The organism is Pseudomonas sp. LBUM920 (genome assembly GCF_003852315.1).
Classification (GTDB): domain Bacteria; phylum Pseudomonadota; class Gammaproteobacteria; order Pseudomonadales; family Pseudomonadaceae; genus Aquipseudomonas.
Map to the genome: position 1 here is coordinate 429,336 of NZ_CP027762.1, position 24,025 is coordinate 453,360.

Below are 24,025 nucleotides of genomic sequence, written 5' to 3' on the forward strand. Positions count from 1 at the left end.
CAGCGCCAACGCGCTGAAACGCTCAAGGGATTCGGCGGCCCGGGTCGGCCGCCGTGCAAGGCGGCTCAGATGCGGAAGCGGCCAACCAGGGTTTGCAGGTAAATCCCCAGGCGCGCCAGTTCGGCACTGGAGGCGGCGGTTTCCTCACTGGCCGAAGAGGTCTGTTCAGACACATCGCGTACATTCAGCACGCTGCGGTTGATCTCTTCGGCCACGGCACTCTGCTGCTCGGCGGCGGTGGCGATCTGCGAGTTCATCGCCTGGATGGTCGAGACCGTGCGTGTGATATTGCCCAGCGCGTTGCCGGCCCGACGGGTCAGCTCGACACTGCTGTCGGTGAGGCCACGGCTGTTGTCCATGATGGTCGCCACCTGCTGGGTGCCGCTTTGCAGGCCGACGATCAGCTCTTCGATCTCTTCAGTGGACTTCTGCGTACGCTGGGCCAGGCTGCGCACCTCATCGGCGACCACGGCAAAGCCACGTCCGGCTTCACCGGCACGCGCAGCCTCGATCGCGGCGTTAAGCGCCAGCAGGTTGGTTTGCTGGGCCACCGACTTGATCACGTCGAGCACGCTGCCGATTTTGTCGCTCTCGCGTTTCAGATGGCCCATGGCTTCGGTGGAGTTGCCCACCTCAGTGGCCAGGCGCTCGATCTGGGCGATGGCCTCACCCACGACTTTGTCGCCTTCGCGGGCCTGCTGGTCAGCGGCCACGGCGGCTTCAGAGGCTTCTTCGGCGTTACGCGCTACTTCCTGCACGGTGGCTGCCATCTCATTCATGGCAGTGGCCACCTGGTCGGTCTCGACCTTCTGGCTATTGACCCCCGCGCTGGTCTGCTCGGTGACGGCCGACAGTTGCTCGGCAGCGCTGGCGATCTGAGTGACGCCATCGCTGATGCCGCCGATCAACTCGCGCAGGCCGACGGTCATGCTTTGCATGGCGCGTTGCAGCTGCCCCAACTCATCCTGGCGCGCAGAGTTGAGGTTGTGGCTCAGGTCGCCAGAGGCGACTTGCTCAGCGACGTTGAGGGTCTGGTTCAGCGGAATGACGATTTGGCGCGTGATGGCCCAGGCGGCGACCATGCCGAAGATCAGCGCCAGTACGGTGGCCAGCAGCAACAGCTGTTTGGCCTGCGCCGCGTCGGCATCGCGTACTGCGGTTTGCGAGAGGGTGAGTTTTTCGCTGTGGCCCAGCAGGATATCGCCTTGCTCGGTCATGATTTTCAGGGCCGCAGCGCTGGCGACCTGGGAATCGCGGTACTGGCTGACGGCGGCGCGATAGGCTTGCAGCGACACGCCGGCTTCTTGCAGGTTGGCCTGATACTGGGCAGGCAATTGGCCTTGCAGGTCGGTGATTTTCTTGAGGGCGTTGTCGATGGCATCCAGGGCCGGCTGCTCGGCTTCCGCCTTGGCGCTGTAGGTGTAGCCGCGCACCTGGAAGCGTGATTGCTGGATCAGCTTGCTCAAGTCGACCACGCTGTTGAACTGGGTGACGCTGTCACCTTGCAGCAGTGCCTTCTCGACCTCATTGGTCTTGGCCACGGCGTTGTCGGCGGTGTCGCCGAGCTTGCTGCGCGCGCCTTCGCGCTTCAGACCGGCCTGGACCATGGTGGCGAAGGCTTTTTTGTACTGGTTCAAGGCCTCCTGTTGTTGCTCCACCAGGGCCTTGTCGTCGGGCTGCTCTATCAGGGTTTGTGCAGTTTTAAGGCCGTTGTCCAGCTGGGTGAGCAGGCTGTTGACCGCATCCGTGCCTTGTTCGCCGCGACGCATTTCAAAGTCCAGGCGCGCCAGACGCAGATCTTTGGTCAGGCCGTTGAGGCTGGAGATAAAGCCCAGTTTGTCACCGCGACTGATCACATCGCCCAGGCCGGTCCAGCCGGTGAAGGTGGTCAACAACGTCAGGACTAACACCAAGCCAAAGCCAATGCTTAGCTTGCGGTTGACGCTCACATTCCCCAGTTTTTCGGCTAACCAACGATACATGCTGCGAACTCCCTTTGAACAAGGCTTGGACTTATTCAGAGGCTATCGGCTGGGCAGGATTATTCTGTAGGCGCGATGGATCATGTGGCGCGTCTTGAGGCGGGCAGGCTTGGTGTGGTGGGCGGGCTGGCCGTGGCCCGCGGGCTTGTTGTGGCGAGCGGGCTTGCCCCGCGTTGGGCTGCGCAGCAGCCCCAGTCAGAGCAACGCCGCGTCTGTCAGGCGTAACGAGCTGACCGTTTTGGGATCGCTTCGCGCCCCAACGCGGGGCAAGCCCGCCCGCCATAACAGGCGCGCTGCTACCGATGGCAGTGTTGTTGGCGGGCGGTGAGGTTTAGAACAAGCGGGCGAGCAGGGCGGTGACGGCGGTTTCTACGCGCAGGATTCGCGCACCAAGCTGCACGGGTTGCAGTCCGGCTTTGGTCAGCAGGTCCACTTCGTAGGGTATCCAGCCACCTTCCGGGCCGATGGCCAGCGTTACCGGCTCATCCAGCGCCCGCGGGCAGGCCGGGTAGTCGCCGGGGTGGCCGATCAGGCCGAGGGTGCCTGCGGTCATGGCCGGCAGGCGATCTTCGACGAACGGCTTGAAGCGCTTTTCGATAACGATCTCGGGCAGCACCGTATCGCGCGCCTGCTCCAGACCCAGAACCAGCTGCTCGCGAATCGCCTCGGGCTCAAGGAACGGGGTTTGCCAGAAGCTCTTCTCCACGCGGTAGCTGTTGAGCAGCACCACTTTGGGCACGCCCATGGCTGCAACGGTTTGCAACACCCGGCGCAGCATCTTCGGGCGCGGCAGGGCCAGCAGCAGGGTCAGCGGCAGTTTGGCCGGCGGCTGCAGGTCGAAGCTGACTTGCAGCTCGGCTTCGCCGGGTTCCAGGCGCAGCAGTTGGGCATTGCCCATCAGCCCGCCAATGCGCCCCACACGCAGGTTGTCGCCCACCGCAGCGCGGTGGACGTCCTGCATATGCACCAGGCGGCGATCACGCAGGATCACCCGGTCGGCCGCGATAAAGTCGGCCTCCTCAAGCAGCAGCAGGTTCACGACTGGGTCGCTGGCGGCTGATCGTCGTCGGCGGGTTGGTCGTCCGGGTGCTCGCCACGCTTGCTGATCAAACTGCCAAACAGGATGCCGATCTCGAACAGCATCCACATCGGCACAGCCAACAGGGTCTGCGAGAAGATGTCCGGTGGCGTCAGGATCATGCCCACCACAAAGCAACCGATGATCACGTACGGGCGCACTTTCTTCAGGTACTTGACGTCAACCACGCCGATCCATACCAGCAGCACCACGGCGACCGGGATTTCGAAGGCGACGCCAAAGGCGAAGAACAGCGTCATCACGAAGTCGAGGTAACTGGTGATGTCGGTCATCATCTCCACGCCGGCCGGAGTGGCGGCGGCGAAGAACTTGAAGATCAGCGGGAACACCAGGAAATAGGCGAAGGCCATGCCGGTGTAGAACAACAGGATGCTCGACACCAGCAATGGCACTGCGATGCGCTTCTCGTGCTTGTACAGGCCCGGCGCGATAAAGCCCCAGATCTGATGCAGGATCACCGGAATCGCCAGGAACAGCGAAACCATCATGGTCAGCTTCAATGGCGTCAGGAACGGTGACGACACGTCGGTGGCGATCATCGTTGCGCCGGCCGGCAGGTACTGGCGCAGCGGTGTCGAAACGAAGGTGTAGATCTGCTGGGTGAAGGCGAACAGCCCGGCAAAGATGATGAAGATGGCCGCTACGCAACGCAGCAGGCGGGTACGCAGCTCGGTGAGGTGCGAGACCAGCGGCATGTGCTGGTCGTTTTCCGGTTTATCAGCGCTCATGGGGCTCGCGGCGGCAATGTAGGGTCATGGGGAGCGGGCGACGCAACGGGCGTCGGCGCTGGCGCTGTCGGGGCAGGTGCGGTGGGTGCCGGGGTGTGTTCCAACACCAGTGCAGCTTCGGCCACAGGCGGCGGCGCGATGCTGTGCTCGGCCACGGGCTCTGCCGGTTTGCTCGGCTCATTGACCGGCGACAGAATCTTGCGCGCTTCCTGCTCCAGCGAAAGGATATGTTCGTTGTGCAGTTGGCGGCGAATCTCGTCGGCGCCGATTTCCCGTTCAACTTCCTGTTTGATGGCGTTGAAACTGCGTTTCAGGCGCCCGATCCATAGGCCGGCCGTGCGCGCGGCGCCGGGCAGGCGTTCCGGCCCCAATACCAGCAGGGCGACGAGGCCGACGAGGAGCAGTTCAGAGAAGCTGATACCAAACATTAGTCAGTCCTCACGAGTCTTTGCGGGTCGGCTCTTGGACTTTTTCAGCCTGCACGTCGAAGGTACGACGCTCGGTGATGGGCTGGGTGGCCTGCGGGTGCACAGGCTGGACCGGCGGCGCTGGGTTAACGACAGGGTTGACCACGGGGTCGGCTGGCTTTTCGTCATCGTTCATGGCTTTGCGAAAGCCCTTGATCGACTCGCCCACGTCGGTGCCCAGGTTTTTGAGTTTCTTGGTGCCGAACACCAGTACCACCACCACCAGAATGACGATCCAGTGTTTCCAGTCAAAAATGCCCATGCTGCAATTCCTCTGTAAAAGTTATTCAGGCGGACGGGCGCGAGGCCTTTTCGGCGTGCCCGGACAAGCCGAAGCGACGGTCCAGTTCGTCCAGCACGGCCTGTGGATGCTGCCCCAGTTGGGCGAGCATGACCAGGCTGTGGAACCATAGGTCAGCGGTTTCGTAGATGACATCGCTGCAGTCGCCGCTGATCTGTGCGTCTTTGGCAGCAATGATGGTTTCGACGGATTCCTCGCCGAGTTTTTCCAGAATCTTGTTCAAACCCTTGTGGTACAGGCTGGCGACATAGGAGCTGTCGGCGTCCGCGCCTTTGCGGTCTTCCAGCACCTGGGCCACGCGGTTGAGGGTATCGCTCATGTCTAGTGTCCTGCCGAGTAAATGGCGTGCGGGTCTTTGAGCACCGGTTCGACCACCTTCCATTCGCCATTCTCGAACACGCGATAGAAGCAGCTGTGACGGCCGGTGTGGCAGGCGATGTCGCCGATCTGCTCGACTTTGAGGATCACCACGTCGGCGTCGCAGTCGATGCGCATCTCGTGCAGGGTTTGCACGTGCCCGGACTCTTCGCCCTTGCGCCACAGTTTGCCACGCGAACGTGACCAGTAAATGGCGCGCTGCTCAGTGGCAGTGAGGCTCAGGGCCTCACGGTTCATCCAGGCCATCATCAGCACGCGCCCGGTCTTGTAGTCCTGGGCAATGGCCGGCACCAGGCCGTCACTGTCCCATTTGATCTCGTCCAGCCAGTCTTTCATGTTCCGCTCCGGCAATTTGCGACAGTGTATAACCGGATCGGCTATCGGCGCACGATCAGATAAACACCCACGGCGACCATGATGCCGGCCGGCCAGTGGCCCAGTTGGTTCAACGGCCCACCGATGGCCAGCATCACGCCGCCCACCAGGTGCGCGGCGCCCAGCAGGCGCAGGAACCAATCGTCCTTGCGCTTCTGCCAGGGCGGCGCGGGGTCTTTGGCATGGGGCTGGGACATGCGCTCCAGCAGGTCGCGCGTCATGTTGGCCAGATGCGGCAGCTGCTCGACCTGGCTTTGCAGGTTGCCCAGCAAGGTTTTCGGGCTGACCCGCTCACGCATCCAGCGCTCCAGGAACGGCTGCGCGGTGTTCCACAGGTCGAGGTCCGGGTACAGCTGACGGCCCAGGCCTTCGATGTTGAGCAGGGTTTTCTGCAAAAGAACAAGCTGCGGCTGCACTTCCATATTGAAGCGCCGCGCGGTCTGGAACAGGCGCATCAGTACCTGGCCGAATGAAATATCTTTTAACGGTTTTTCGAAGATCGGTTCGCACACGGTGCGGATGGCCGCTTCGAATTCGTTGAGCTTGGTTTCTGCCGGCACCCAGCCCGAATCGATGTGCAGTTGCGCCACGCGGCGGTAGTCACGCTTGAAGAAGGCGAACAGGTTGCGCGCCAGGTAGTCCTGGTCTTCCGGGGTCAGGCTGCCGACGATGCCGCAGTCGATCGCAATGTACTGCGGGCTCCACGGGTTGACGGTGCTGACGAAGATGTTGCCCGGGTGCATGTCGGCGTGGAAGAAACTGTCACGGAATACCTGGGTGAAGAAGATCTCCACGCCGCGCTCGGCGAGCATTTTCATGTCGGTGCGCTGGTCGGCCAGGGTGGCGAGGTCGGTGACCTGCACGCCGTAGATGCGCTCCATCACCAGCACTTTGGGGCGGCACCAGTCCCAATACACTTGCGGCACGTACAGCAGCTGCGAGCCTTCGAAGTTGCGCTTGAGCTGGCTGGCGTTGGCGGCCTCGCGCAGCAGGTCGAGTTCGTCGTAGATGGTTTTTTCGTAATCGGCGACCACGTCCACCGGGTGCAGCAGGCGCGCGTCGGCGGAGAAGCGCTCGGCGGCGCGCGCAAGAATGAACAGCCACGCCAGGTCCTGGCCGATGATCGGCTTGAGGCCGGGGCGAATCACCTTCACCACCACTTCTTCGCCAGTCTTGAGCTGCGCGGCGTGCACTTGTGCGACCGAGGCCGAGGCCAGCGGGTCGACGTCGAAACGGCTGAATACGTCGCTGATCTTCTTGCCCAACTGCTCTTCGATCAGCTTCATCGACTGTTGGGAATCAAACGGCGGCACGCGGTCCTGCAGCAGCATCAACTCATCGGCGATGTCTTCGGGCAACAGGTCGCGGCGGGTGGAGAGGATCTGCCCGAACTTGATAAAAATCGGCCCCAAATCCTGCAACGCCAGGCGCAGGCGCGCGCCGCGGCTCAGCTCCAGCGGTTTGCGCGGGAACCAACGCCACGGCAGTACATAGCGCACCGCCAGCAGAAACCACGGCAAGGGCAGGGCGAACAGCAGGTCATCGAGGCGGTAGCGGATTACGACGCGCTGGATACGAAACAGACGGCGGACGGCGAGCAGCTTCATGCGTTATCGCTTGGATCAAGGGAACGGCTCAGGCGCTCAACGCGCGCCTCGAGGCGTTCCAGGTCGATTTTGGCCTTGTCGAGTTCGCGAAAGCGCGCTTGCGCTTCCCGTTCCCCGACCAGGGTGCGCGATTCTTCGCTCAGGTATTCGGCAAGGTTCTGGTTGAGGGCGGCGAACCCTTGCTGGTACCAGCGCGAGCGGCTGCGCAGGTGCCCGCTGATCAACTGGGTGGCGACGGGGCCGATCCAGCGTGACAGCTCGTATTCCCAGTCCAGTTCCAGGTCTTGCAGCACGGCGGCCAGGTCCATCAGCACCGCGCTGTCGCCCTCCAGTTCCACGTCGGGGCCGTGGAGGATGGCGGTCTTGTTGCGGCTCAGTGCCAGGTGCAAGAGGCTCGACGCCGGTGCGCGCAGGGTGCAGTCGGCTTCGGCGGCCCATTGGCTGGCGAGCAGCACGCCTTCATCGCTGGGCAGGATAAACAGCTGCAAGGCGGGGCTCGTGCAGTCGACGGCAATGACTTTGCCGTTCAAGTGCGCGAGCCGCGCCAGGGCGGTGCTGTCCAGGCGCAGAACACGATTGAGGCCGTGTTCAACGCTGGCGAGAAGGCCTGCGAACAGCATCAGGGTTTGATGCCGCGGTGCAGGGCGACGATGCCCGAGGTCATGTTGTGGTAGGTCACGCGGTCGAAGCCGGCGTCTACCATCATCGACTTCAGGGTCTCCTGGTCGGGGTGCATGCGGATCGATTCGGCCAGGTAGCGGTAGCTCTCGGCGTCATTGGTGATCAGCTTGCCCATCAACGGCATGAAGGCGAACGAGTAGGTGTCGTAGACCTTGGACATCAGCGCATTGGTCGGCTTGGAGAACTCCAGCACCAGCAGGCGGCCACCCGGCTTGAGCACACGCAGCATCGAGCGGATAGCGTCTTCTTTGTGCGTTACGTTGCGAAGGCCGAAGGCGATGGTCACGCAGTCGAAATGGTTATCCGGGAACGGCAGCTTTTCAGCGTCGGCCTGGACGAATTCGATGTTGCCGGCCACGCCTTTATCCAGCAGGCGATCACGGCCAACCTTGAGCATCGAACCGTTGATATCCGCCAGCACTACTTGACCGGTAGGGCCAACCAGCTTGGAGAACTTGGCCGCCAGGTCGCCCGTACCGCCGGCGATGTCCAGCACGCGGTTGCCGGTGCGTACACCCGACAACTCGATAGTGAAGCGCTTCCACAGGCGGTGCATGCCGCCCGACAGCACGTCGTTCATCAGGTCGTACTTGGCGGCTACGGAGTGGAACACCTCAGCGACTTTTTCCGCTTTCTGGCTTTCCGGAACGTTCTTGAAGCCGAAGTGAGTGGTGGGTTCGGCATCGCTGCCTTTGCGCTGATCAGTCATATCGCTGTCACCAAAAGAGAATGCGGGACATGATAATCCCCAAGGCTTGCTTTGTCTTGGCAAGGCTGAAGGTAAGATAGACGGTCACCGAGACCTTTTGCCGCATGGCAGGTGTTCTGAGTCGTTATAAAGAGGAGTCATTGCAATGGCCCGTATTACCGTAGAGCGTGCACATTCCCTGGGTAAAGAAGGCGCGCGGGCGAAGGCCGAGAAGTTGGCGCACAAACTCAAAGAGCAATATGGCCTCGAGCCCACGTGGTCCGGCGACACCCTGATGCTCAAACGGTCCGGGGTTAAAGGCACGGTACTTGTGGCGGATGATTCGCTGCGCATTGATGTGGAACTGGGCCTGTTGATGTCGGCCATGAGTGGCACTATCAAATCCGAAATCGAGAAAGCCGTGGATAAGGCGTTGGCCTGATTCGAGTGCGCTTAGGGTGCCGATTCTAATTTTTCACCCTACTTTGTGCCCAAGCCCTCAACTCCTGTGGGCCGTTCCTCGACCCTAATTTGCGTGAGGTGCACCATGGCCAAAGTTATTTTGAAGAAAAAAATCGACATTCAGACCACCGCCCTGAGTGACGTTAAAAGCTACGCCCGCAAGATCTGGCTGGCAGGTCTTGGTGCCTACGCCAAGGTCGGCAGTGAAGGCAGCGAGTACTTCAAAGAGCTGGTTAAGACTGGTCAACATGTTGAAAGTAAAGGCAAAAAAGTTGTCGTTGAACAACTTGATGCTGCCAACAGTCAGATTGATCAAGTCAAGAGTAATGTCTCAAGCGTCAAAGGTGTGGTTGAAGTTCAACTGGATAAAGTTGAAAAAGCTTTTGACACGCGTGTTGCCAGTGCCTTGAATCGGATCGGCATTGCGTCTAAACATGACGTTGAGACACTCTCTGCTAAGCTCGAAGAGCTGACGGCATTGCTAGAACGTGTCGCGCGTAAACACTAAGGAGACATCGGGATGGCTGTTAAAAAGACTACTCAGAAAGAAGGCAGCTCGTGGATCGGGGAAGTTGAAAAATATTCCCGTAAGATCTGGCTTGCTGGTTTAGGCGTGTACTCGAAGGTTAGCAGTGACGGCGGTAAGTACTTCGAGACTTTGGTCAAGGACGGCGAAAAGGCCGAGAAGTTGACCAAGACTACAGTCGGTAAGAAAGTAGAAGCGGCAAAGGCGAGTGCGGGTTCTGCCAAGTCGAGCATTTCTGACACGTGGGGCAAGTTGGAAGAAACTTTCGACAAGCGCCTTAACAGTGCCATTTCGCGACTGGGCGTGCCGAGCAAGGCTGAGCTGAAGACGCTGCACGGCAAGGTCGATACGCTGACCCGTCAAATCGAAAAACTCACGGGCGCAAAAGTGGCTCCGGCTAAAACCGCAGCGGCCAAACCAGCTGCCAAGCCTGCCGCTAAAACGGCTGCGGCAAAACCTGCTGTGAAAACTGCAGCCAAGCCTCTGGTTAAAGCGGCGGCAAAAACCGCTGCCAAACCTGCGGCGAAGGCTCCGGGCAAATCGGCGGCTAAACCGGCTGCCAAGCCTGCCGCTAAAACAGCCGCTGCCAAACCTGCCGCCAAGTCTGCTGCTAAACCCGTGGCCGCTAAAGCAGCTGCCAAGCCAGCGGCTAAACCTGCTGCCAAGGCGGCCGCGAAACCTGCGGTTAAAAAGGCTGCTGCAAAACCGGCTGCCAAGCCTGCGGCGAAATCTGCGGCCAAGCCAGCCGCGGCAAAACCGGCTGCCAAAGCTGTGGCTGCCAAGCCAGCGGCAAAACCAGCCGCCGCCAAGAAGCCTGCTGCAGCGAAAAAACCCGCAGCGGCAAAACCAGCGGTTGCGGCCAAGCCTGCAACGCCGGCGCCTACCGCTTCGACAGCCAACTCGGTGTCCGCACCGACGCACGCTGCTACTGCCCCGACTGCATCGCCGGCAACCCCGACGCCATCCAGTCAGTCCTGATTTTTTCAGGGCACAAAAAACGCCCGGCCTGTGAAGGTCGGGCGTTTTTTATTGGCGATTTTATGACCCCCTCATGTCCACTGTGGGAGCAGGCTTGCCCGCGATGGCGGTGAATCGATGACATAGGTGCCAACTGATCTGGCGTTATCGTGGGCAAGCCCGCTCCCACAGGTTTTAATCCGTGTCATCCAGGTACTTGAGGGCAAATTTTTCGGTCGCCTGTCGTGCCGGCAGCAACAGATGCGGCGCCACCAGCATCATGATCTGGTACACCACCACGCGCACTTCGCCTTCTCGGTCGAGGATGCGCTGGTAGTCCAGCGAAAACAGCAGCGTCAGGGTGATCTGCTCCACCAATTGGCCCAGTGCCTGGGTATCACTGACCAGTTGCCCCGCCGCCTTCAAGCGCGCGAGCAGCGACGCCAGCGTGCGCTTGAGCGCCGTGAGCAAGGTGCGAATGCCCTTGGCCAGCTTTGGCAGGCGCCCCGCCAGGTTTGACAGGTCCTGAAACAGGAACCGGTAATGGGCCATTCGCTCGACGATCAGGTGCAGGAACAGCCAGTAATCCTCGGCCCTGAGTTGCGCATCCGCCGGCGGGTCAAGCAGCGGCGCCAGTTCATTCTGAAAGCGCTCGAACAGCCCAAGCACCAACGGCTCCTTGCCATGGAAGTGGTAGTAGAGGTTGCCGGGGCTGATCCCCATTTCATTGGCTACCTCCATGGTCGACACGTTCGGTTCGCCCTTGTGGTTGAACAACTGCAAGGCACATTCAAGGATACGGTCGCGGGTCTTCATCCAGTCTTCTTAATGTGATCGTTGAGCTCAGCGCACACGCACGTAAGTGCCCGGCGCCGCTTCCATCGGTGGGTAATTCTGGTTGCCCAGGGCGGTCAGGGTTTCGCGCTGCACGCCGGAGCGTTGTTGAATCCACTCCAGCCACTGTGGCCACCAGCTGCCTTCGACGTGGTGGGCGTCGTAGTACCAGGCACGCGGGTCACTGCTCAGCTTGAGGTTTTCGACGTAATTGGCCTTGGGGTTCCCCGGCGGGTTGAGGATGCTCTGCACATGCCCGCTGTTGGACAGCACGAAGCGCCGCTCACCGCCCAGCAATTGCGTGGAGCGATACACCGCATCCCACGGCGTGATGTGGTCGTTGATGCCAGCCACGCTGAAGCTGTCCACCGTGACCTTCTGCAAGTCGATAGGCGTGCCGCACACTTCCAGGCCACCGGGATGGCTCAACGGGTTGTGCTTGAAGAAGTCCAGCAAGTCGCCATGCAGCGCGGCAGGCAGGCGTGTGTTGTCGTTGTTCCAGTACAGGATATCGAACGCCGGCGGTTCCTTGCCCAGCAGGTAATTGTTGATCCAGTAGTTCCAGATCAGGTCGTTGGGACGCATCCAGGCAAACACCTTGGCCATGTCCCGGCCGTCGAGCACGCCTTGCTGGTAGGAACGGCGCTTGGCGGCTTCCAGGGTCTGCTCATCGGCAAACAGGGTGGCGGGGCTGTCGATCTGGCTGTCCAGCAGGCTCACCAGGTAGCTGGCGCTGGAGATGCGTCGCAACTGGCGCTTGGCTTGCAGATGGCCTTGCAGTGCGGCGATGGTCAGGCCACCCGCGCAGGCGCCCATCAGGTTGACTTCGCGGGCACCGGTGATCGCGCGGCACACGTTCAGCGCTTCCTCCAGCGCGGCGACGTAGGTGGACAGGCCCCATTCGCGATGACGCACATCCGGGTTGCGCCAGCTGACCATAAACGTCTGCAGGCCGTTTTTCAGTGCGTACTGCACAAAGCTGTTGGCCGGGCTGAGGTCAAAAATGTAGTACTTGTTGATTTGCGGCGGCACGATCAGCAGCGGCTTGGCGTACTGTTTTTCGCTCATGGGCTTGTACTGGATCAGCTCCAGCAGTTCGTTGCGAAACACCACTGAGCCGGGGGTAGTCGCCACTGTCTTGCCGACTTCGAAAGCGTGTTTGCTGACCTGGCGGGGCAGGCCGTTGTTGTGCAGCAGATCATCAAACAGGTTGCTCACGCCACGCACCACGCTGTTGCCGCCGGAGTTGAGCAGTTCCTTGACGGCCAGCGGGTTGAGCAAGGTGTTGGAGGGCGACACCGCATCGTTGAGCAGCGAGAACGCAAAGTGCGCGCGGGCGCGATCGTCAGTGTTGAGACTGCTGTCGTCGATCCAGTGGCGGGTCTGTTTCTGCCAGCTCAAATAGGCTTGCAGGCTGCGGCGGTACAGCGGGTTGAGCTTCCAGGTCGGGTCGATGAAGCGCGCGTCGTTGGGGTTGGGCTCATGCACGGTTTCGCCCAGCAGCACGCGGCCCAGCTGACCACTCAGCGCCAGGGCGTGGCGCGCGGTGTGCACCGGGTTGCGCAAGCCGTGGGCGGCGACGCTGCGCAGGGTCGCCAGCAAATCCCGACCGCGCAGGCCGGTGATTGCATTTTGCGCGTTGATGAACACGGCAGGGGTGGGCGCCGGGTTCGTCACGGGTCTTTCTCGCATGAGCCAACACTCCTTCGTCAAGGCAACAACAGGCACGCCAATTCAGAACCATAGTCGGTTCTCGGCAAGTTGCGCGGCAGTGCGGTCCTTACACGGCCGGTCGCGGGTGAATCACGGCCCGCAGGCGCTCCTCTTCGAGAAACTTCATGATGATCGGCGCCACGGCTTCGGCCCGGGTGATCAGGAACAGGTGACCGTCATCGATGATGTGCAACTGCGCGTTGGGAATACGCCAGGCGAGCATGCGCATATTGATCAGCGGAATCAGCGGGTCGTCGTCACCCGCCAGCACCAGCGTGGGTTGGCGGATCTTGTGCAGCCAGTGAATGCTGGTCCAACCCAGCCCGGCGAACAGCTGCCAGTAATAGCCGAGCTTGCCGGCCGAGCGCACTTTGCTCGCGTGCTCGGCGGCCAGTTTCGCGTCGCGCCGGAACGAGCCGCCATAAATCATCGGCGCAATGCGCACCACGTGGGACGGTTGGATGTAGCGCCGTGGGCTTGCCATCAGCCACAGCACCTTGGGCTTGCCCGGCACCATGAACGCACCGGCAGCGGTGGCGGCGAGAATGAGTTTTTTGCAGCGCTCCGGGTAGTCGTAGGCGAACTGCTGCGCGAGCGCGCCACCCCATGACACGCCCACGGCATTCACTTGGCCATAGTCGAGGTAATCGAGCATGCGCGCGGTGAGTTTGGCCAGGCCAGGAAAGCGATAGGGCCGACTCGGCGTCGAGGAGCCACCGACGCCCGGTACATCGAAGGCGATTACTTCCAGGTCCGGGTCCAGCGCCTGGACGAACGGAAACACCAGCTCAAGGTTGGCGCCGATGCCGTTGAAAATCAGCAGCGGCGTCAAGTGAGGCTTGCCCGGGCGTACCGCCGTGCGGATGGCCTGGCCATCCAGGTCGATGGTACGGAAGATGAACGGTTGCGGCATGGGCTTACCCTGCAAAATGGCGCTATTTCCCTGCGGGAACACGGTCAATGTGGGAGCTGGCTTGCCTGCGATGCAGGCGCTGCGGTGTATCAGGCCTACCGAGTGGATGCCATCGCAGGCAAGCCAGCTCCCACATTTGATCCCATTCCAGCCTACCTTTCGTGAACGTATGTGCCCGGCGCCGCCTCAGCGGCCGCATAGGTTTTGTTACCCAGACTCGTAGGTGCTTTCTTCAACTTACCCGCCCGCTCTGCCTGCCACACCTGCCAATGCAGCCACCACGAGTCAGTGTGCTTGGTCGCATTTTCCTGCCATTCCAGCGCCTTGCCCGCCAGGCCATCGCTGGTTTGGTAGCGCGCCTTGGGGTTGCCCGGCGGGTTGAGGATGCTCTGGATATGCCCACTGCTGGACAACACAAACTCGACCTTGCCGCCAAACAGCTGCGCCGACTTGTAGCAGGACTGCCACGGCGTGATGTGGTCGTTGGTGCCGGCCAGTGAGTAGATGTCGGCGGTAACCTGCTTGAGGTCGATCGGCGTGCCGCACACTTCCAGGGCGTTGGCACGCACCAGCGGGTTGTTCTTGAACAGCTCGATCAGGTCACCGTGAAAGGCGGCCGGTAAACGCGTGGTGTCGTTGTTCCAGAAGAGGATGTCGAACACCGGCGGCTCGTTGCCCAGCAGGTAGTTATTGACCCAGTAGTTCCAGATCAGGTCGTTGGGGCGCATCCAGGCAAACACCTTGGCCATGTCGCGGCCTTCCAGCACACCGGCCTGGTAGGAGTGGCGCTTGGCTGCCTCCAGGGTCTGCTCGTCGACGAACAGCGCTACCTGGGTGTCCAGCGTGGTGTCCAGCACGCTCACCAGCAAGGTCAGGGCGTTGACCTTCTTCTCCCCCAGCGCCGCGTAGTGGCCCAGCAGCGCGGTGCAGGTGATACCGCCGGAGCAGGCGCCGAGCATGTTGATGTCTTTGCTGCCGGTAATCGCCGTAACCACATCGACTGCTTCCTTGAGCGCCTCGATATAGGTCGACAGGCCCCACTCGCGCTGGGCCTTGGTCGGGTTGCGCCAGCTGACGATAAACGTCTGCTGGCCATTACGCAGGCAGAAGCGCGCCAGGCTCTTTTCCGGGCTCAGGTCGAATACATAGAATTTGTTGATCTGCGGCGGCACCACCAGCAGTGGGCGCTCGTGCACCTGTTCGGTGATCGGCTTGTACTGGATCAGCTCCAGCACGTCGTTGCGAAAAACCACGGCGCCTTCGGTGGTGCCCAGGGTCTTGCCCACTTCGAAGGCACCCATGTTGACCTGGCTCGGCATGCCGCCGTTGTGCACCATGTCCTTGGCCAGATGGGACAAACCATCAAGCAGGCTTTTGCCGCCGGTTTCAAAGAAGCGTTTGACCGCCGCCGGGTTGGCCGCGCTGTTGGTGGGGGCCATGGCTTCGGTCATCAGGTTGATCACGAAGTGGCCGCGGCTGATGTCTTGTTCCGACAGGTTGCTGTCGCCGATCCAGTCGTGCAGTTCCTTGCGCCACGCCAGGTAGGTTTGCAGGTAACGTTTGTAGAGCGGGTTCTGGCTCCACGCCGGGTCGTTGAAGCGACGGTCATCGCCTTCGGGCACCAGCGCGGATTTGCCGAACATCACGTTCTTCAACTCGACACCAAAATGCGCGACGTGTTTGACGCTGTGTAACGGTTGCTTGATGGCTTGGGTCAGCACCATCTTCGCCGAAGCTAATAAGTCCTTTTTTCGTAACGCGATGATCGGGTTCAGCCCCAGGGTGTTTTCAGAGGCCTGGCGTTTCAAGTCATCGTTATTCTTGTTACTCATCTACGACGCTCCATTGTCCGAAAGACGAGTACCGGCGATTGCTGCGCACCCAATTTCGATACACGACACCAGCCTGGTACTGCGACTCGGGTGACCGTTGATACCGCATCGTCAAATGCAGGGAACTTGCCAGTTCCATTGGTTACCCGAGTTTAATTTTTTTCGCAAGCGGGCCAATCGTTGACCACGCGACAGGGCATTCAAGCAGATGAAATTAGAAAATGCCCTCTAAAGAGCAAGACGCCTGAGTTAGAGCATCAGCCGCACGACCGACTCGCTCGGGTCGCGGGTTTTACCGGCTGCTTTGAGCTCGGCAAGATAGTCGGCCCACAGGGCTTCCTGGCGCACGGCCAACTGGTAGAGGTAATCCCAGGTGAACAGGCCGCTGTCATGGCCGTCGTCGAAGGTCAATTTCAGTGCGTACTGACCGGCCGGTTCTATCTTGATCAGCCTGACGTTGATCTTGCCGAATTGCAGGATGGGTTTGCCGTGGCCCTGGACCTCGGCGGAAGGCGAGTGGGTGCGCAGCAGCTCGGCGCTGAGCTGGTAGGCCTCATCGGGCCCGTAGGTGAGGCCGAGGGTGTTGGAGGTTTTGTGCAGGTTTACAGCGGTAGGGAATTTCGACATCGATAATAATCCTGAAGGAACCGGCTTCAAAATGTGGGAGCGGGCTTGCTCGCGAATGCGGTGTGTCAGTCAGCAGATCTGATACTGAGACACCGCATTCGCGAGCAAGCCCGCTCCCACAGTAAAGCAAAGCGGTCCTGAGTGAGGCTTACAGGATATAACGAGACAGGTCTTCGTTCTGCGCCAATTCGCCCAGGTGGCTGTTGACGTAGTCGGCGTCGATCTTGATCGCTTCGCCATTTTGCGCACCGGCCATGTCACCGGCGCTGAAAGACACTTCCTCCAGCAGGCGCTCAAGCAAGGTGTGCAGGCGACGCGCACCGATGTTTTCGGTCTTCTCGTTGACCTGCCAGGCAATCTCCGCCAGGCGCTTGATACCGTCCGGCAGGAACTCGATCGCCAAGCCTTCGGTTTTCAGCAGCTCACGGTACTGCTCGGTAAGCGACGCATGCGGCTCGCTGAGGATGCGTTCGAAGTCGCCTGGGGTCAGCGCCTTGAGTTCCACACGAATCGGCAGACGGCCTTGCAGCTCCGGCACCAGATCGCTTGGTTTGCTCAGGTGGAACGCACCGGAGGCGATAAACAGGATGTGGTCGGTCTTGACCATGCCCAGCTTGGTGTTCACGGTGCAGCCTTCGATCAGCGGCAGCAGGTCACGCTGTACGCCCTCGCGGGACACGTCGACGCCACCGGAGTTACCGCGCTTGGCCACCTTGTCGATCTCGTCGATAAACACGATGCCGTGCTGCTCGACCGCTTCCAGCGCCTTGGCCTTGAGTTCTTCCTCATTCACCAGGCGCCCGGCTTCCTCGTCGCGCACCAGTTTCAGCGCCTCCTTCACCTTGAGCTTGCGGCTTTTCTTCTTGCCCTTGCCCATGTTGGCGAACAGGTTCTGCAGCTGGCTGGTCATTTCTTCCATGCCAGGCGGTGCGGAAATATCCACGCCAGCCACTTCGGCGACTTCGATCTCGATTTCCTTGTCGTCCAGCTGGCCTTCACGCAGGCGCTTGCGGAACAGCTGACGGGTATTGGAATCGGACGACGGCGCGGCATCTTCGTTAAAGCCCATGCGCGCCGGTGGCAGCAGGGCGTCGAGGATGCGTTCTTCGGCGGCGTCTTCGGCGCGGTGGCTGACCTTGGTCATTTCCTGTTCGCGCAGCAACTTCAGTGCGGCGTCGGCCAGGTCACGAATGATCGACTCGACGTCGCGGCCCACATAGCCCACTTCGGTGAACTTGGTGGCTTCGACTTTGATGAACGGGGCGTTGGCCAATTTGGCCAGGCGCCGGGCGATTTCGGTTTTACCGACGCCGGTCGGGCCGATCATCAGGATGTTCTTCGGCGTTACTTCAACGCGCAATTCTTCCGGCAATTGCATCCGGCGCCAGCGGTTACGCAGCGCAATGGCAACGGCGCGCTTGGCATCGTCCTGGCCGATGATATGGCGATTAAGTTCATGGACGATTTCGCGGGGAGTCATGGACATAGTGTTTGGCGGCCTCAAGCGGGAATAAGCCTACGGCTTACTCGGCGAGGTCCTGCTCCTCAATGGTGAAGTTGTGGTTGGTGAACACGCAGATGTCGCCGGCAATGCCCAAGGCAGTCTCGACGATTTCACGGGCCGACAGATCGGTTTTCTTCAGCAAGGCGCTGGCCGCCGCTTGGGCATAACCACCGCCGGAACCCATGGCGATCAGGCCATGTTCAGGCTCAACCACGTCGCCGTTACCGGTGATGATCAAGGACGCGTCTTTGTTGGCGACGGCCAACATGGCTTCCAGGCGGCTGAGGGAGCGATCGGTACGCCATTCTTTGGCGAGTTCGACCGCGGCGCGAACGAGGTGGCCCTGGTGTTTTTCCAGCTGGCCCTCGAAACGCTCGAAGAGGGTGAAGGCGTCGGCGGTAGCGCCGGCAAAGCCCGCGAGAACCTGCCCGTGGTATAGACGACGCACCTTTTTGGCGTTGCCTTTCATCACGGTGTTGCCAAGGGAAACCTGGCCGTCGCCGCCCATGACGACTTTGCCGTGGCGACGTACTGAAACGATGGTGGTCAAGGGGAGAGTCTCCACGCAGCGGGGCGAAAATGCCCTGATGGAATCTCATATGGGGGTGGCGGGAGGGATTTCAACCGTAGAGGGTTATGGCGGACGGGCGGTGTTTATAAGTCTTACACTTTCTCAAGCACACCTCAAAACCAAATGTGGGAGGGAGCTTGCCCCCGATGGCGGCGCTTCAGTCGCCAAACATAGTGACTGATCTACCGCTATCGGGGGCAAGCCCCCTCCCACATTTTGATCCGCGTTGACTCTGAATCAACGGCTCTGGCGTTGTTGTAACAACAGGTTGCTAAACCCTGCGCCGGCCAGCTGCTTCTGCGCCACGGTCAGCTGTTCACGGTTGCTGAATGGCCCCACCAGCACGCGATACCACGTCGCATCCTTCACCGTGCCGGACTCCACCGTCACCGCCTGGCCCAGCAGGATGATCTGCGCACGCACGCGATCCGCGTCCGCCTGTTTCGGGAACGAGCCCGCTTGCAGGAAGAACTTGGTCACCGGCGCAGCCTTGGTGGTGGCCACGGGCGGCGGTGGCGGCGGGGTGATCCCGGCCAGCGCAGCTTGCGCCCGCGCGGTGTCGATTTTCGCCGCTTCCGCTGGCGTCACCGGCGTGGTCGGCACTTGCGGCGTCGGCAGGGTTTTCTCCGGCACGGCGTCGGGCGGCACGATCACTTCCGATTCCGGCAGCAGCGTGTAGAAGTCGTATTTCGGCTTCACCGGTGCAGTCGGGCTTGGCGCCGTCTTGTTGGCTTCGGCCATTTTCGTGGCCTTCTGCTGCTCTTGCTTGACGCGCTTGACGTCATCGCCCTTGCCCGGCTCCAGCTTCATCAGGATCACGACGAACGCACCGACCGCCAGGCCGATGGCCATCCACAACCAGCCCGGTATAGGCTTCTTTGCCGGGGCTTGATAGCGGCTGGCGCCGCGCTTGGGTGCAGGTTTTTTCTTGGCAGCCAACTTACATACGCTCCAGGGTTTCCAGGCCTAACAGTTCCAGGCCTTGCTTGAGGGTCCGTCCAGCCAGTGCGGCGAGGCGCAGGCGACTTTGCTTTTGGGCTTCGTCGTCGGCGGTGAGGATCGGGCAGTTCTCGTAGAAGCTGGAGAACAGGCCGGCGACTTCGTACAAATAGGTGCACAGGATATGGGGCGTGCCTTTCTCACCGACGCTGTTCAGCACTTCGCCGAATTGCGCCAGTTTGGCCGCCAGTTCCTGTTCATGCGGGGCATCCAGCACGATCCGGCCTTCAACTTCGCTGAAGTCCTTGCCCAGTTTGCGGAACACACCGGCGACGCGAGTGTAGGCGTACAGCAGGTACGGCGCGGTGTTGCCTTCGAAGTTGAGCATCAGTTCGAAGTTGAAGCTGTAGTCGCTGGTGCGGTGCTTGGACAGGTCGGCGTATTTCACCGCGCCAATGCCCACCACGCGGGCGATGTTGCGCAGCTCGGCTTCGGCCAGTTCCGGGTTCTTTTCCTTCACCAGGTTGTAGGCACGTTCCTGGGCTTCGTTCAACAGGTCGATCAGCTTCACGGTGCCGCCGTCGCGGGTCTTGAACGGGCGGCCATCGGCGCCGTTCATGGTGCCGAAGCCCATGTGTTCCATGTGCATCGGGTGCGTGACGAAACCTGCGCGGCGTGCCACTTCAAACACTTGCTGGAAGTGCAGGGCCTGGCGTTGGTCGACGAAATACAGCGCGCGGTCGGCTTTGAGCACGCCGCTGCGGTAGCGCACGGCCGCCAGGTCAGTGGTGGCGTAGAGGTAGCCGCCATCGGCCTTGACGATGATCACCGGCAGCGGCTCGCCGTCGGCGGTCTTGAATTCTTCGAGGAACACGCACTGCGCGCCGTTGCTCTCGACCAGCAGGCCTTTGGCCTTGAGGTCGTTGACCACGTTGATCAGGTCGTCGTTATAGGCGCTTTCGCCCATCACGTCGGCCATGGTCAACTTCACGTTGAGCAACTCGTAGATTTCCTGGCAGTGCGACAGCGAGATCTCGCGGAAGCGGCCCCACAACGCCAGGCATTCCTCGTCACCGGCTTGCAGCTTGACCACCAGGCCACGGGCGCGGTCGGCGAATTCTTCGGATTCGTCAAAACGCTTTTTGGCGGCGCGGTAGAAGTTTTCCAGGTCGGCCAGCTCGTTGCTGGTGATCGGGTTTTCCTGCAGGTAGGCCATCAGCATGCCGAACTGGGTGCCCCAGTCGCCCACGTGGTTCTGACGGATCACGGTGTCGCCGAGGAACTCCAGCACCCGCGCCACGCCGTCGCCGATGATGGTCGAACGCAAGTGGCCGACGTGCATCTCTTTGGCCAGGTTGGGTGCCGACAGGTCGATGGCCACGCGCTGCAGCGGGCCGGCCTTGCGCACGCCGATCCTGGCGTCGGCCAGGGCGGCGTCCAGGCGCGAGGCCAGGGCCTGGGTGTTCTGGAAGAAGTTGATGAAGCCAGGGCCGGCAATTTCGGCCTTGGTGACGCTGTCGTCAGCCGGCAGCGCGGCAATGATTTTTTCCGCCAGGTCGCGCGGTTTCATGCCCGCAGGCTTGGACAGCATCATCGCAATATTGCTGGCGAAGTCACCGTGGGTCTTGTCGCGGGTGTTTTCCACCTGGATCGCCGGCGTCAGGCCTTCAGGCAACACACCTTCGTTGACGAGTTGGGTGAGGGCTTGTTGGATCAGCTGGCGAATGGTGTCTTTCATGGTGTTCTCTTTCGACCGCAAGCGGCGGCGCGCGATGCGCAGGTGGAAAAACTGGGCATTATCCGTGGCGAGGGCAGGCTTGCCAACCGTTCAGACGGGTTGGTAGACCTGCGGGCCTCGTCGCGGGCAAGCCCGCTCCCACATTTAAGGGTATTCACATTTCAAAATGTGGGCGCTGGCTTGCCTGCGATAGCGGTTTTGCTATCAATACAAATCTACCGGGTCCACATCCAACGACCATCGCACCTGGCGGCCACTGGGCATTTGCTCCAGAGCAAGCAACCAGCTACTTAATAGCCGATGCAGGGGCGCGCGGGAGGTTGCCTGCAAGAGTAGCTGAGCGCGATAACGCCCGGCGCGGCGTTCCATAGGTGCAGGCACCGGGCCGAGCAATTCGATGCCGGTCAGACCCAGTTCGCCGAGCAAACGTTCGGCGGCGCTGCATGCCTCATCCAGAAAACCTTCCGCCTGCCCCGGTTTATGGGCCTCGGCCCGCAGCAGGGCAAGGTGAGAGAAGGGCGGCAAGCCGGCAGAGCGGCGTTCACTCAGCGCCTGCTCGGCGAAGGCGAAATAGCCTTGTTCTGTCAGCTGGATCAGCAGCGGATGGTCGGCCAGGTGGGTCTGGATAATCACTTTGCCCGGCTCTTCAGCGCGCCCGGCGCGGCCTGCGACCTGCACGATCAGCTGCGCCATGCGCTCGCTGGCGCGAAAATCACCGGAGAACAGGCCGCCGTCGGCATCCAGGATCGACACCAGCGTCACCCGCGGAAAATGGTGCCCTTTGGCAAGCATCTGCGTGCCGATCAGGATGCACGGCTGGCCTTTCTGGATGGTCGCGAACAGCTGGTTCATCGCGTCTTTGCGCGAAGTGCTGTCGCGGTCGACCCGCAGCACCGGGTAGTCCGGGAACAGAATGCCCAGGCGCTCTTCGGCGCGCTCGGTGCCCGCACCCACTGGGCGCAAATCCACTTTGCCGCACTGCGGGCAGTGGCGCGGCACCCGCTCCACATGGCCGCAATGATGGCAGCGCAGCTCGCCGTGGCGCTGGTGCACGGTCATGCGCGCATCGCAGCGCTCGCACTCGGACATCCAGCCGCAGTCATGGCACAGCAACGTCGGCGCAAACCCTCGGCGGTTGAGAAACACCAGCACTTGCTGGCCGGCGGCGAGGGTCTGGCCGATGGCTTGCTGCATCGGTCCGGAAATGCCGCTGTCCAGTGGACGGCTTTTTACATCCAGGCGCAGGAAGCGCGGCTGCTTGGCGCCGCCTGCACGCTCATTCAAACGAAGGAGTCCGTACCGGCCGGTGTAGGCGTTGTGCAGGCTTTCCAGGGACGGCGTGGCCGAGCCCAGCACAATCGGGATGTCTTCCTGGCGTGCGCGCACCAGCGCCAGATCGCGGGCGTGGTAGCGCAGGCCTTCCTGCTGTTTATAGGAGCCGTCGTGCTCCTCGTCGATGATGATCAGCCCGGGGTTCTTCATCGGCGTGAACAGCGCCGAGCGGGTGCCGATAATAATGTCGGCTTCGCCGTCCCGCGCGGCCAACCAGGACTCCAGGCGTTCGCGGTCGTTGACCGCCGAGTGCACCAGGGCGATGCGCGCGTTGAAGCGCTGCTCGAAACGCGCCAGGGTTTGCGGGCCCAGGTTGATCTCGGGGATCAGCACCAGCGCCTGCTTGCCGGCCTGCAGGGTTTCGCGGATGAGCTGCAGATAGACTTCGGTCTTGCCGCTGCCCGTCACGCCCGCCAGCAGGAACGCGTGGAAACTGTCGAAGCCTGCGCGGATCGCTTCATAAGCAGCACGTTGCTCGGTGTTCAGCGGCAGTTCGGGCTGGGCCAGCCAGTGTTCGTGGCGTGGGTCGGGAGCGTGCTTGCGGATTTCCACCTGCACCAAGCCCTTGGCCAGCAGCAGGTCGAGGCTGTCCTTGCTCAGCATCAGCTTGCTCAATAGCTGATGCGCCACGCCGTGGGGATGCTGCGCCAGCGTGGCCAGGGCTTCACGCTGGCGCGGCGCGCGGGCGATGCGCGGGTCATCGAGGCGCGCGCCGGGCACCATCGACCAGAAGCGCTCCTGGCGTGCTTCGGCCAGCTCGCCCTGACGCAGCAGCACCGGCAGCGCCCAGCTCAACGTATCGCCCAGGCTGTGCTGATAATACTGAGCGGTCCACAGGCACAGCTTGAACAGGGCCGGTGGCAGCGCCGCAGTGGTGTCGAGGATGGCTATGGCGGGCTTGAGCTTTTCTGCGGGCACTTCGCTGTGGTCGGCGACTTCGACCAGAATGCCGATCATTTCTCGGCGCCCGAACGGCACGCGCACGCGCATGCCTGGCTGCAACTGCGCCCGCAGCACGCCGGCGGGGGCTCGGTAGTCGAACAGACGGCGCAGGGGCGAGGGCAGGGCTAGGCGCAAAATGGCGTCGGGCACGCGGGGAATCTCATATAAAGGCAGGCGGTGGCGCAGGGGCGGGAGCCTAGCAGACCTGCGGTAGAGGTGTCCCGTCTCTGCTGCAGCAGCCAGCACTTCTGTGGGAACCGGGCCTATCGTGGCGAGCAGGCTTGCCCTGCATTGAGGTGCGCAGCGGCCCCGATGCCTACAACGAGTTTTAACTGCAAAAACACCATTGGCCTATTGGGGCTGCTTTGCAGCCCAGCGCAGGGCAAGCCTGCTCGCCACAACATGCCCGGCTCCCACATTGATCGTGGTGAACCGGCAGTTTTTCTGATGAAAGGGGCTCATATGTGGGAAATCGGCCGGAAGCGCCGCTTGCGCGTTTAAAAAGGTCTGGTAGAATCCGCGGCCTAATTACGTGCGGTATTCGACAATAGTGTCGAGTGGCGGCACGCTAGCCCGAGGAAGTCACCATGAAAGCCGATATCCATCCAGCGTACGAAACCATCGAAGTAACCTGCAGCTGCGGCAACAAGTTCGAAACACGTTCGAACCTGTGCAAGCCACTGGGTACTGACGTATGCAACGAGTGCCACCCGTTCTACACCGGTAAGCAGAAAACTCTGGACACCGGCGGCCGTGTACAGCGCTTCGCAGATCGCTTTGGTGCTTTCGGCAAGAAGCCTGCTACTCCAGCAGAGTAAGGCTCAAAAGC

The 24,025-nt window shown here is 61.4% G+C and carries 24 protein-coding genes and 1 pseudogene; 4 read left to right on the forward strand and 21 right to left on the reverse strand.

The genetic code is table 11. The annotated features are described in order from the left end of the window. Positions 1–65 precede the first annotated feature (65 nt). From C4J83_RS30965 to ubiE, 11 genes and pseudogenes are all read right to left on the reverse strand, one after another. Entirely contained in the window at positions 66–938 is an 873-nt protein-coding gene (locus C4J83_RS30965) for a methyl-accepting chemotaxis protein (protein ID WP_372239313.1), read from the reverse strand. A 33-nt stretch (positions 939–971) separates the two neighbouring features. Then, positions 972–1,982 (reverse strand): annotated as a pseudogene (locus tag C4J83_RS30970) (methyl-accepting chemotaxis protein); the annotation flags it as partial. A gap of 331 nt (positions 1,983–2,313) precedes the next feature. Next, positions 2,314–3,021 carry a 16S rRNA (uracil(1498)-N(3))-methyltransferase gene (locus C4J83_RS01885; protein WP_119738074.1) on the reverse strand — a complete coding sequence of 236 codons (708 nt, stop codon included), beginning with the start codon at positions 3,019–3,021 and terminating at the stop codon, positions 2,314–2,316. Then, positions 3,018–3,809 (reverse strand): twin-arginine translocase subunit TatC, encoded by a 792-nt coding sequence (gene tatC / locus C4J83_RS01890; RefSeq protein WP_124416225.1) that lies wholly within the window; start codon positions 3,807–3,809, stop codon positions 3,018–3,020. Before tatC ends, C4J83_RS01885 begins: the two co-directional genes overlap by 4 nt. Then, positions 3,806–4,237 carry a Sec-independent protein translocase protein TatB gene (gene tatB / locus C4J83_RS01895; RefSeq protein ID WP_124416226.1) on the reverse strand — a complete coding sequence of 144 codons (432 nt, stop codon included), beginning with the start codon at positions 4,235–4,237 and terminating at the stop codon, positions 3,806–3,808. Before tatB ends, tatC begins: the two co-directional genes overlap by 4 nt. Positions 4,238–4,247: 10 nt before the next feature. Beyond that, entirely contained in the window at positions 4,248–4,538 is a 291-nt protein-coding gene (locus C4J83_RS01900) for a twin-arginine translocase TatA/TatE family subunit (protein WP_106577509.1), read from the reverse strand. A gap of 25 nt (positions 4,539–4,563) precedes the next feature. After that, positions 4,564–4,896: a phosphoribosyl-ATP diphosphatase gene (locus C4J83_RS01905; RefSeq protein ID WP_003209299.1), complete on the reverse strand. Its 333-nt coding sequence runs from the start codon at positions 4,894–4,896 to the stop codon at positions 4,564–4,566. Between the two features lie 2 nt (positions 4,897–4,898). Beyond that, complete coding sequence (hisI, locus tag C4J83_RS01910) at positions 4,899–5,291, reverse strand: phosphoribosyl-AMP cyclohydrolase (RefSeq protein WP_012721796.1); 393 nt, start codon at positions 5,289–5,291, stop codon at positions 4,899–4,901. A gap of 41 nt (positions 5,292–5,332) precedes the next feature. Next, positions 5,333–6,937, reverse strand: coding sequence for a ubiquinone biosynthesis regulatory protein kinase UbiB (ubiB, locus tag C4J83_RS01915; protein WP_106577511.1), 1,605 nt, complete (start codon positions 6,935–6,937; stop codon positions 5,333–5,335). Further along, positions 6,934–7,557 carry a ubiquinone biosynthesis accessory factor UbiJ gene (locus C4J83_RS01920; RefSeq protein WP_106577512.1) on the reverse strand — a complete coding sequence of 208 codons (624 nt, stop codon included), beginning with the start codon at positions 7,555–7,557 and terminating at the stop codon, positions 6,934–6,936. The genes ubiB and C4J83_RS01920 overlap by 4 nt, the downstream gene beginning before the upstream one ends. Continuing rightward, entirely contained in the window at positions 7,557–8,327 is a 771-nt protein-coding gene (gene ubiE / locus C4J83_RS01925) for a bifunctional demethylmenaquinone methyltransferase/2-methoxy-6-polyprenyl-1,4-benzoquinol methylase UbiE (RefSeq protein WP_106577513.1), read from the reverse strand. The genes C4J83_RS01920 and ubiE overlap by 1 nt, the downstream gene beginning before the upstream one ends. Positions 8,328–8,472: 145 nt before the next feature. On the opposite strand from ubiE, the gene C4J83_RS01930 reads away from it, so the two are divergent. The 3 genes from C4J83_RS01930 (at position 8,473) to C4J83_RS01940 (ending at position 10,272) form a co-directional block, all read left to right on the forward strand. Continuing rightward, on the forward strand, positions 8,473–8,748 hold the full coding sequence (locus C4J83_RS01930) for a polyhydroxyalkanoic acid system family protein (protein ID WP_106577514.1): 276 nt from the start codon (positions 8,473–8,475) through the stop codon (positions 8,746–8,748). 105 nt (positions 8,749–8,853) lie between these two features. Continuing rightward, entirely contained in the window at positions 8,854–9,276 is a 423-nt protein-coding gene (locus C4J83_RS01935; RefSeq protein ID WP_106577515.1) for a phasin family protein, read from the forward strand. Between the two features lie 12 nt (positions 9,277–9,288). After that, complete coding sequence (locus tag C4J83_RS01940; protein WP_124416227.1) at positions 9,289–10,272, forward strand: phasin family protein; 984 nt, start codon at positions 9,289–9,291, stop codon at positions 10,270–10,272. Between the two features lie 174 nt (positions 10,273–10,446). Here the strand turns inward: C4J83_RS01940 and C4J83_RS01945 are convergent, their stop codons facing one another. The 10 genes from C4J83_RS01945 to C4J83_RS01995 form a co-directional block, all read right to left on the reverse strand. Further along, entirely contained in the window at positions 10,447–11,067 is a 621-nt protein-coding gene (locus C4J83_RS01945) for a TetR/AcrR family transcriptional regulator (RefSeq protein ID WP_119738067.1), read from the reverse strand. Positions 11,068–11,094: 27 nt separating this feature from the next. Further along, positions 11,095–12,777 (reverse strand): class II poly(R)-hydroxyalkanoic acid synthase, encoded by a 1,683-nt coding sequence (phaC, locus tag C4J83_RS01950; RefSeq protein ID WP_124416228.1) that lies wholly within the window; start codon positions 12,775–12,777, stop codon positions 11,095–11,097. Between the two features lie 88 nt (positions 12,778–12,865). Then, positions 12,866–13,711 (reverse strand): poly(3-hydroxyalkanoate) depolymerase, encoded by an 846-nt coding sequence (gene phaZ, locus C4J83_RS01955; protein WP_106577519.1) that lies wholly within the window; start codon positions 13,709–13,711, stop codon positions 12,866–12,868. A 152-nt stretch (positions 13,712–13,863) separates the two neighbouring features. Then, positions 13,864–15,543 carry a class II poly(R)-hydroxyalkanoic acid synthase gene (gene phaC, locus C4J83_RS01965; RefSeq protein WP_106577521.1) on the reverse strand — a complete coding sequence of 560 codons (1,680 nt, stop codon included), beginning with the start codon at positions 15,541–15,543 and terminating at the stop codon, positions 13,864–13,866. Between the two features lie 249 nt (positions 15,544–15,792). After that, complete coding sequence (locus tag C4J83_RS01970) at positions 15,793–16,170, reverse strand: gamma-butyrobetaine hydroxylase family protein (RefSeq protein WP_124416230.1); 378 nt, start codon at positions 16,168–16,170, stop codon at positions 15,793–15,795. A gap of 148 nt (positions 16,171–16,318) precedes the next feature. Then, a complete protein-coding gene (gene hslU / locus C4J83_RS01975; protein WP_119738061.1) occupies positions 16,319–17,656 on the reverse strand; it encodes an ATP-dependent protease ATPase subunit HslU in 1,338 nt (445 codons plus the stop codon). Between the two features lie 37 nt (positions 17,657–17,693). Next, a complete protein-coding gene (hslV, locus tag C4J83_RS01980) occupies positions 17,694–18,224 on the reverse strand; it encodes an ATP-dependent protease subunit HslV (RefSeq protein ID WP_010563201.1) in 531 nt (176 codons plus the stop codon). Between the two features lie 258 nt (positions 18,225–18,482). Then, the gene (locus C4J83_RS01985; RefSeq protein ID WP_053253947.1) at positions 18,483–19,184 is read right to left on the reverse strand and encodes an SPOR domain-containing protein; all 702 of its coding nucleotides are present in this window, start codon (positions 19,182–19,184) and stop codon (positions 18,483–18,485) included. Between the two features lies 1 nt (position 19,185). Continuing rightward, the gene (gene argS / locus C4J83_RS01990; protein WP_119738059.1) at positions 19,186–20,922 is read right to left on the reverse strand and encodes an arginine--tRNA ligase; all 1,737 of its coding nucleotides are present in this window, start codon (positions 20,920–20,922) and stop codon (positions 19,186–19,188) included. Between the two features lie 204 nt (positions 20,923–21,126). Beyond that, complete coding sequence (locus tag C4J83_RS01995) at positions 21,127–23,346, reverse strand: primosomal protein N' (protein WP_124416231.1); 2,220 nt, start codon at positions 23,344–23,346, stop codon at positions 21,127–21,129. Positions 23,347–23,783: 437 nt separating this feature from the next. Here C4J83_RS01995 and rpmE point away from each other — a divergent pair, with 437 nt between their 5' ends. After that, positions 23,784–24,014, forward strand: coding sequence for a 50S ribosomal protein L31 (rpmE, locus tag C4J83_RS02000; protein ID WP_049710411.1), 231 nt, complete (start codon positions 23,784–23,786; stop codon positions 24,012–24,014). Positions 24,015–24,025 lie beyond the last annotated feature (11 nt).

What these genes read in the sequence shown, in the direction of transcription:
- C4J83_RS01945 (WP_119738067.1), bottom strand. Translation starts at nt 11,067, where the DNA reads ATGAAGACCCGCGACCGTATCCTTGAATGTGCCTTGCAGTTGTTCAAC.
- ubiE (WP_106577513.1), bottom strand. Translation starts at nt 8,327, where the DNA reads ATGACTGATCAGCGCAAAGGCAGCGATGCCGAACCCACCACTCACTTC.
- C4J83_RS01940 (WP_124416227.1), top strand. Translation starts at nt 9,289, where the DNA reads ATGGCTGTTAAAAAGACTACTCAGAAAGAAGGCAGCTCGTGGATCGGG.
- C4J83_RS01920 (WP_106577512.1), bottom strand. Translation starts at nt 7,557, where the DNA reads ATGCTGTTCGCAGGCCTTCTCGCCAGCGTTGAACACGGCCTCAATCGT.
- hisI (WP_012721796.1), bottom strand. Translation starts at nt 5,291, where the DNA reads ATGAAAGACTGGCTGGACGAGATCAAATGGGACAGTGACGGCCTGGTG.
- C4J83_RS01930 (WP_106577514.1), top strand. Translation starts at nt 8,473, where the DNA reads ATGGCCCGTATTACCGTAGAGCGTGCACATTCCCTGGGTAAAGAAGGC.
- phaC (WP_106577521.1), bottom strand. Translation starts at nt 15,543, where the DNA reads ATGAGTAACAAGAATAACGATGACTTGAAACGCCAGGCCTCTGAAAAC.
- hslU (WP_119738061.1), bottom strand. Translation starts at nt 17,656, where the DNA reads ATGTCCATGACTCCCCGCGAAATCGTCCATGAACTTAATCGCCATATC.
- rpmE (WP_049710411.1), top strand. Translation starts at nt 23,784, where the DNA reads ATGAAAGCCGATATCCATCCAGCGTACGAAACCATCGAAGTAACCTGC.
- phaC (WP_124416228.1), bottom strand. Translation starts at nt 12,777, where the DNA reads ATGCGAGAAAGACCCGTGACGAACCCGGCGCCCACCCCTGCCGTGTTC.
- C4J83_RS01900 (WP_106577509.1), bottom strand. Translation starts at nt 4,538, where the DNA reads ATGGGCATTTTTGACTGGAAACACTGGATCGTCATTCTGGTGGTGGTG.
- tatB (WP_124416226.1), bottom strand. Translation starts at nt 4,237, where the DNA reads ATGTTTGGTATCAGCTTCTCTGAACTGCTCCTCGTCGGCCTCGTCGCC.
- C4J83_RS30965 (WP_372239313.1), bottom strand. Translation starts at nt 938, where the DNA reads ATGCAAAGCATGACCGTCGGCCTGCGCGAGTTGATCGGCGGCATCAGC.
- argS (WP_119738059.1), bottom strand. Translation starts at nt 20,922, where the DNA reads ATGAAAGACACCATTCGCCAGCTGATCCAACAAGCCCTCACCCAACTC.
- C4J83_RS01970 (WP_124416230.1), bottom strand. Translation starts at nt 16,170, where the DNA reads ATGTCGAAATTCCCTACCGCTGTAAACCTGCACAAAACCTCCAACACC.
- C4J83_RS01905 (WP_003209299.1), bottom strand. Translation starts at nt 4,896, where the DNA reads ATGAGCGATACCCTCAACCGCGTGGCCCAGGTGCTGGAAGACCGCAAA.
- phaZ (WP_106577519.1), bottom strand. Translation starts at nt 13,711, where the DNA reads ATGCCGCAACCGTTCATCTTCCGTACCATCGACCTGGATGGCCAGGCC.
- ubiB (WP_106577511.1), bottom strand. Translation starts at nt 6,937, where the DNA reads ATGAAGCTGCTCGCCGTCCGCCGTCTGTTTCGTATCCAGCGCGTCGTA.
- C4J83_RS01935 (WP_106577515.1), top strand. Translation starts at nt 8,854, where the DNA reads ATGGCCAAAGTTATTTTGAAGAAAAAAATCGACATTCAGACCACCGCC.
- tatC (WP_124416225.1), bottom strand. Translation starts at nt 3,809, where the DNA reads ATGAGCGCTGATAAACCGGAAAACGACCAGCACATGCCGCTGGTCTCG.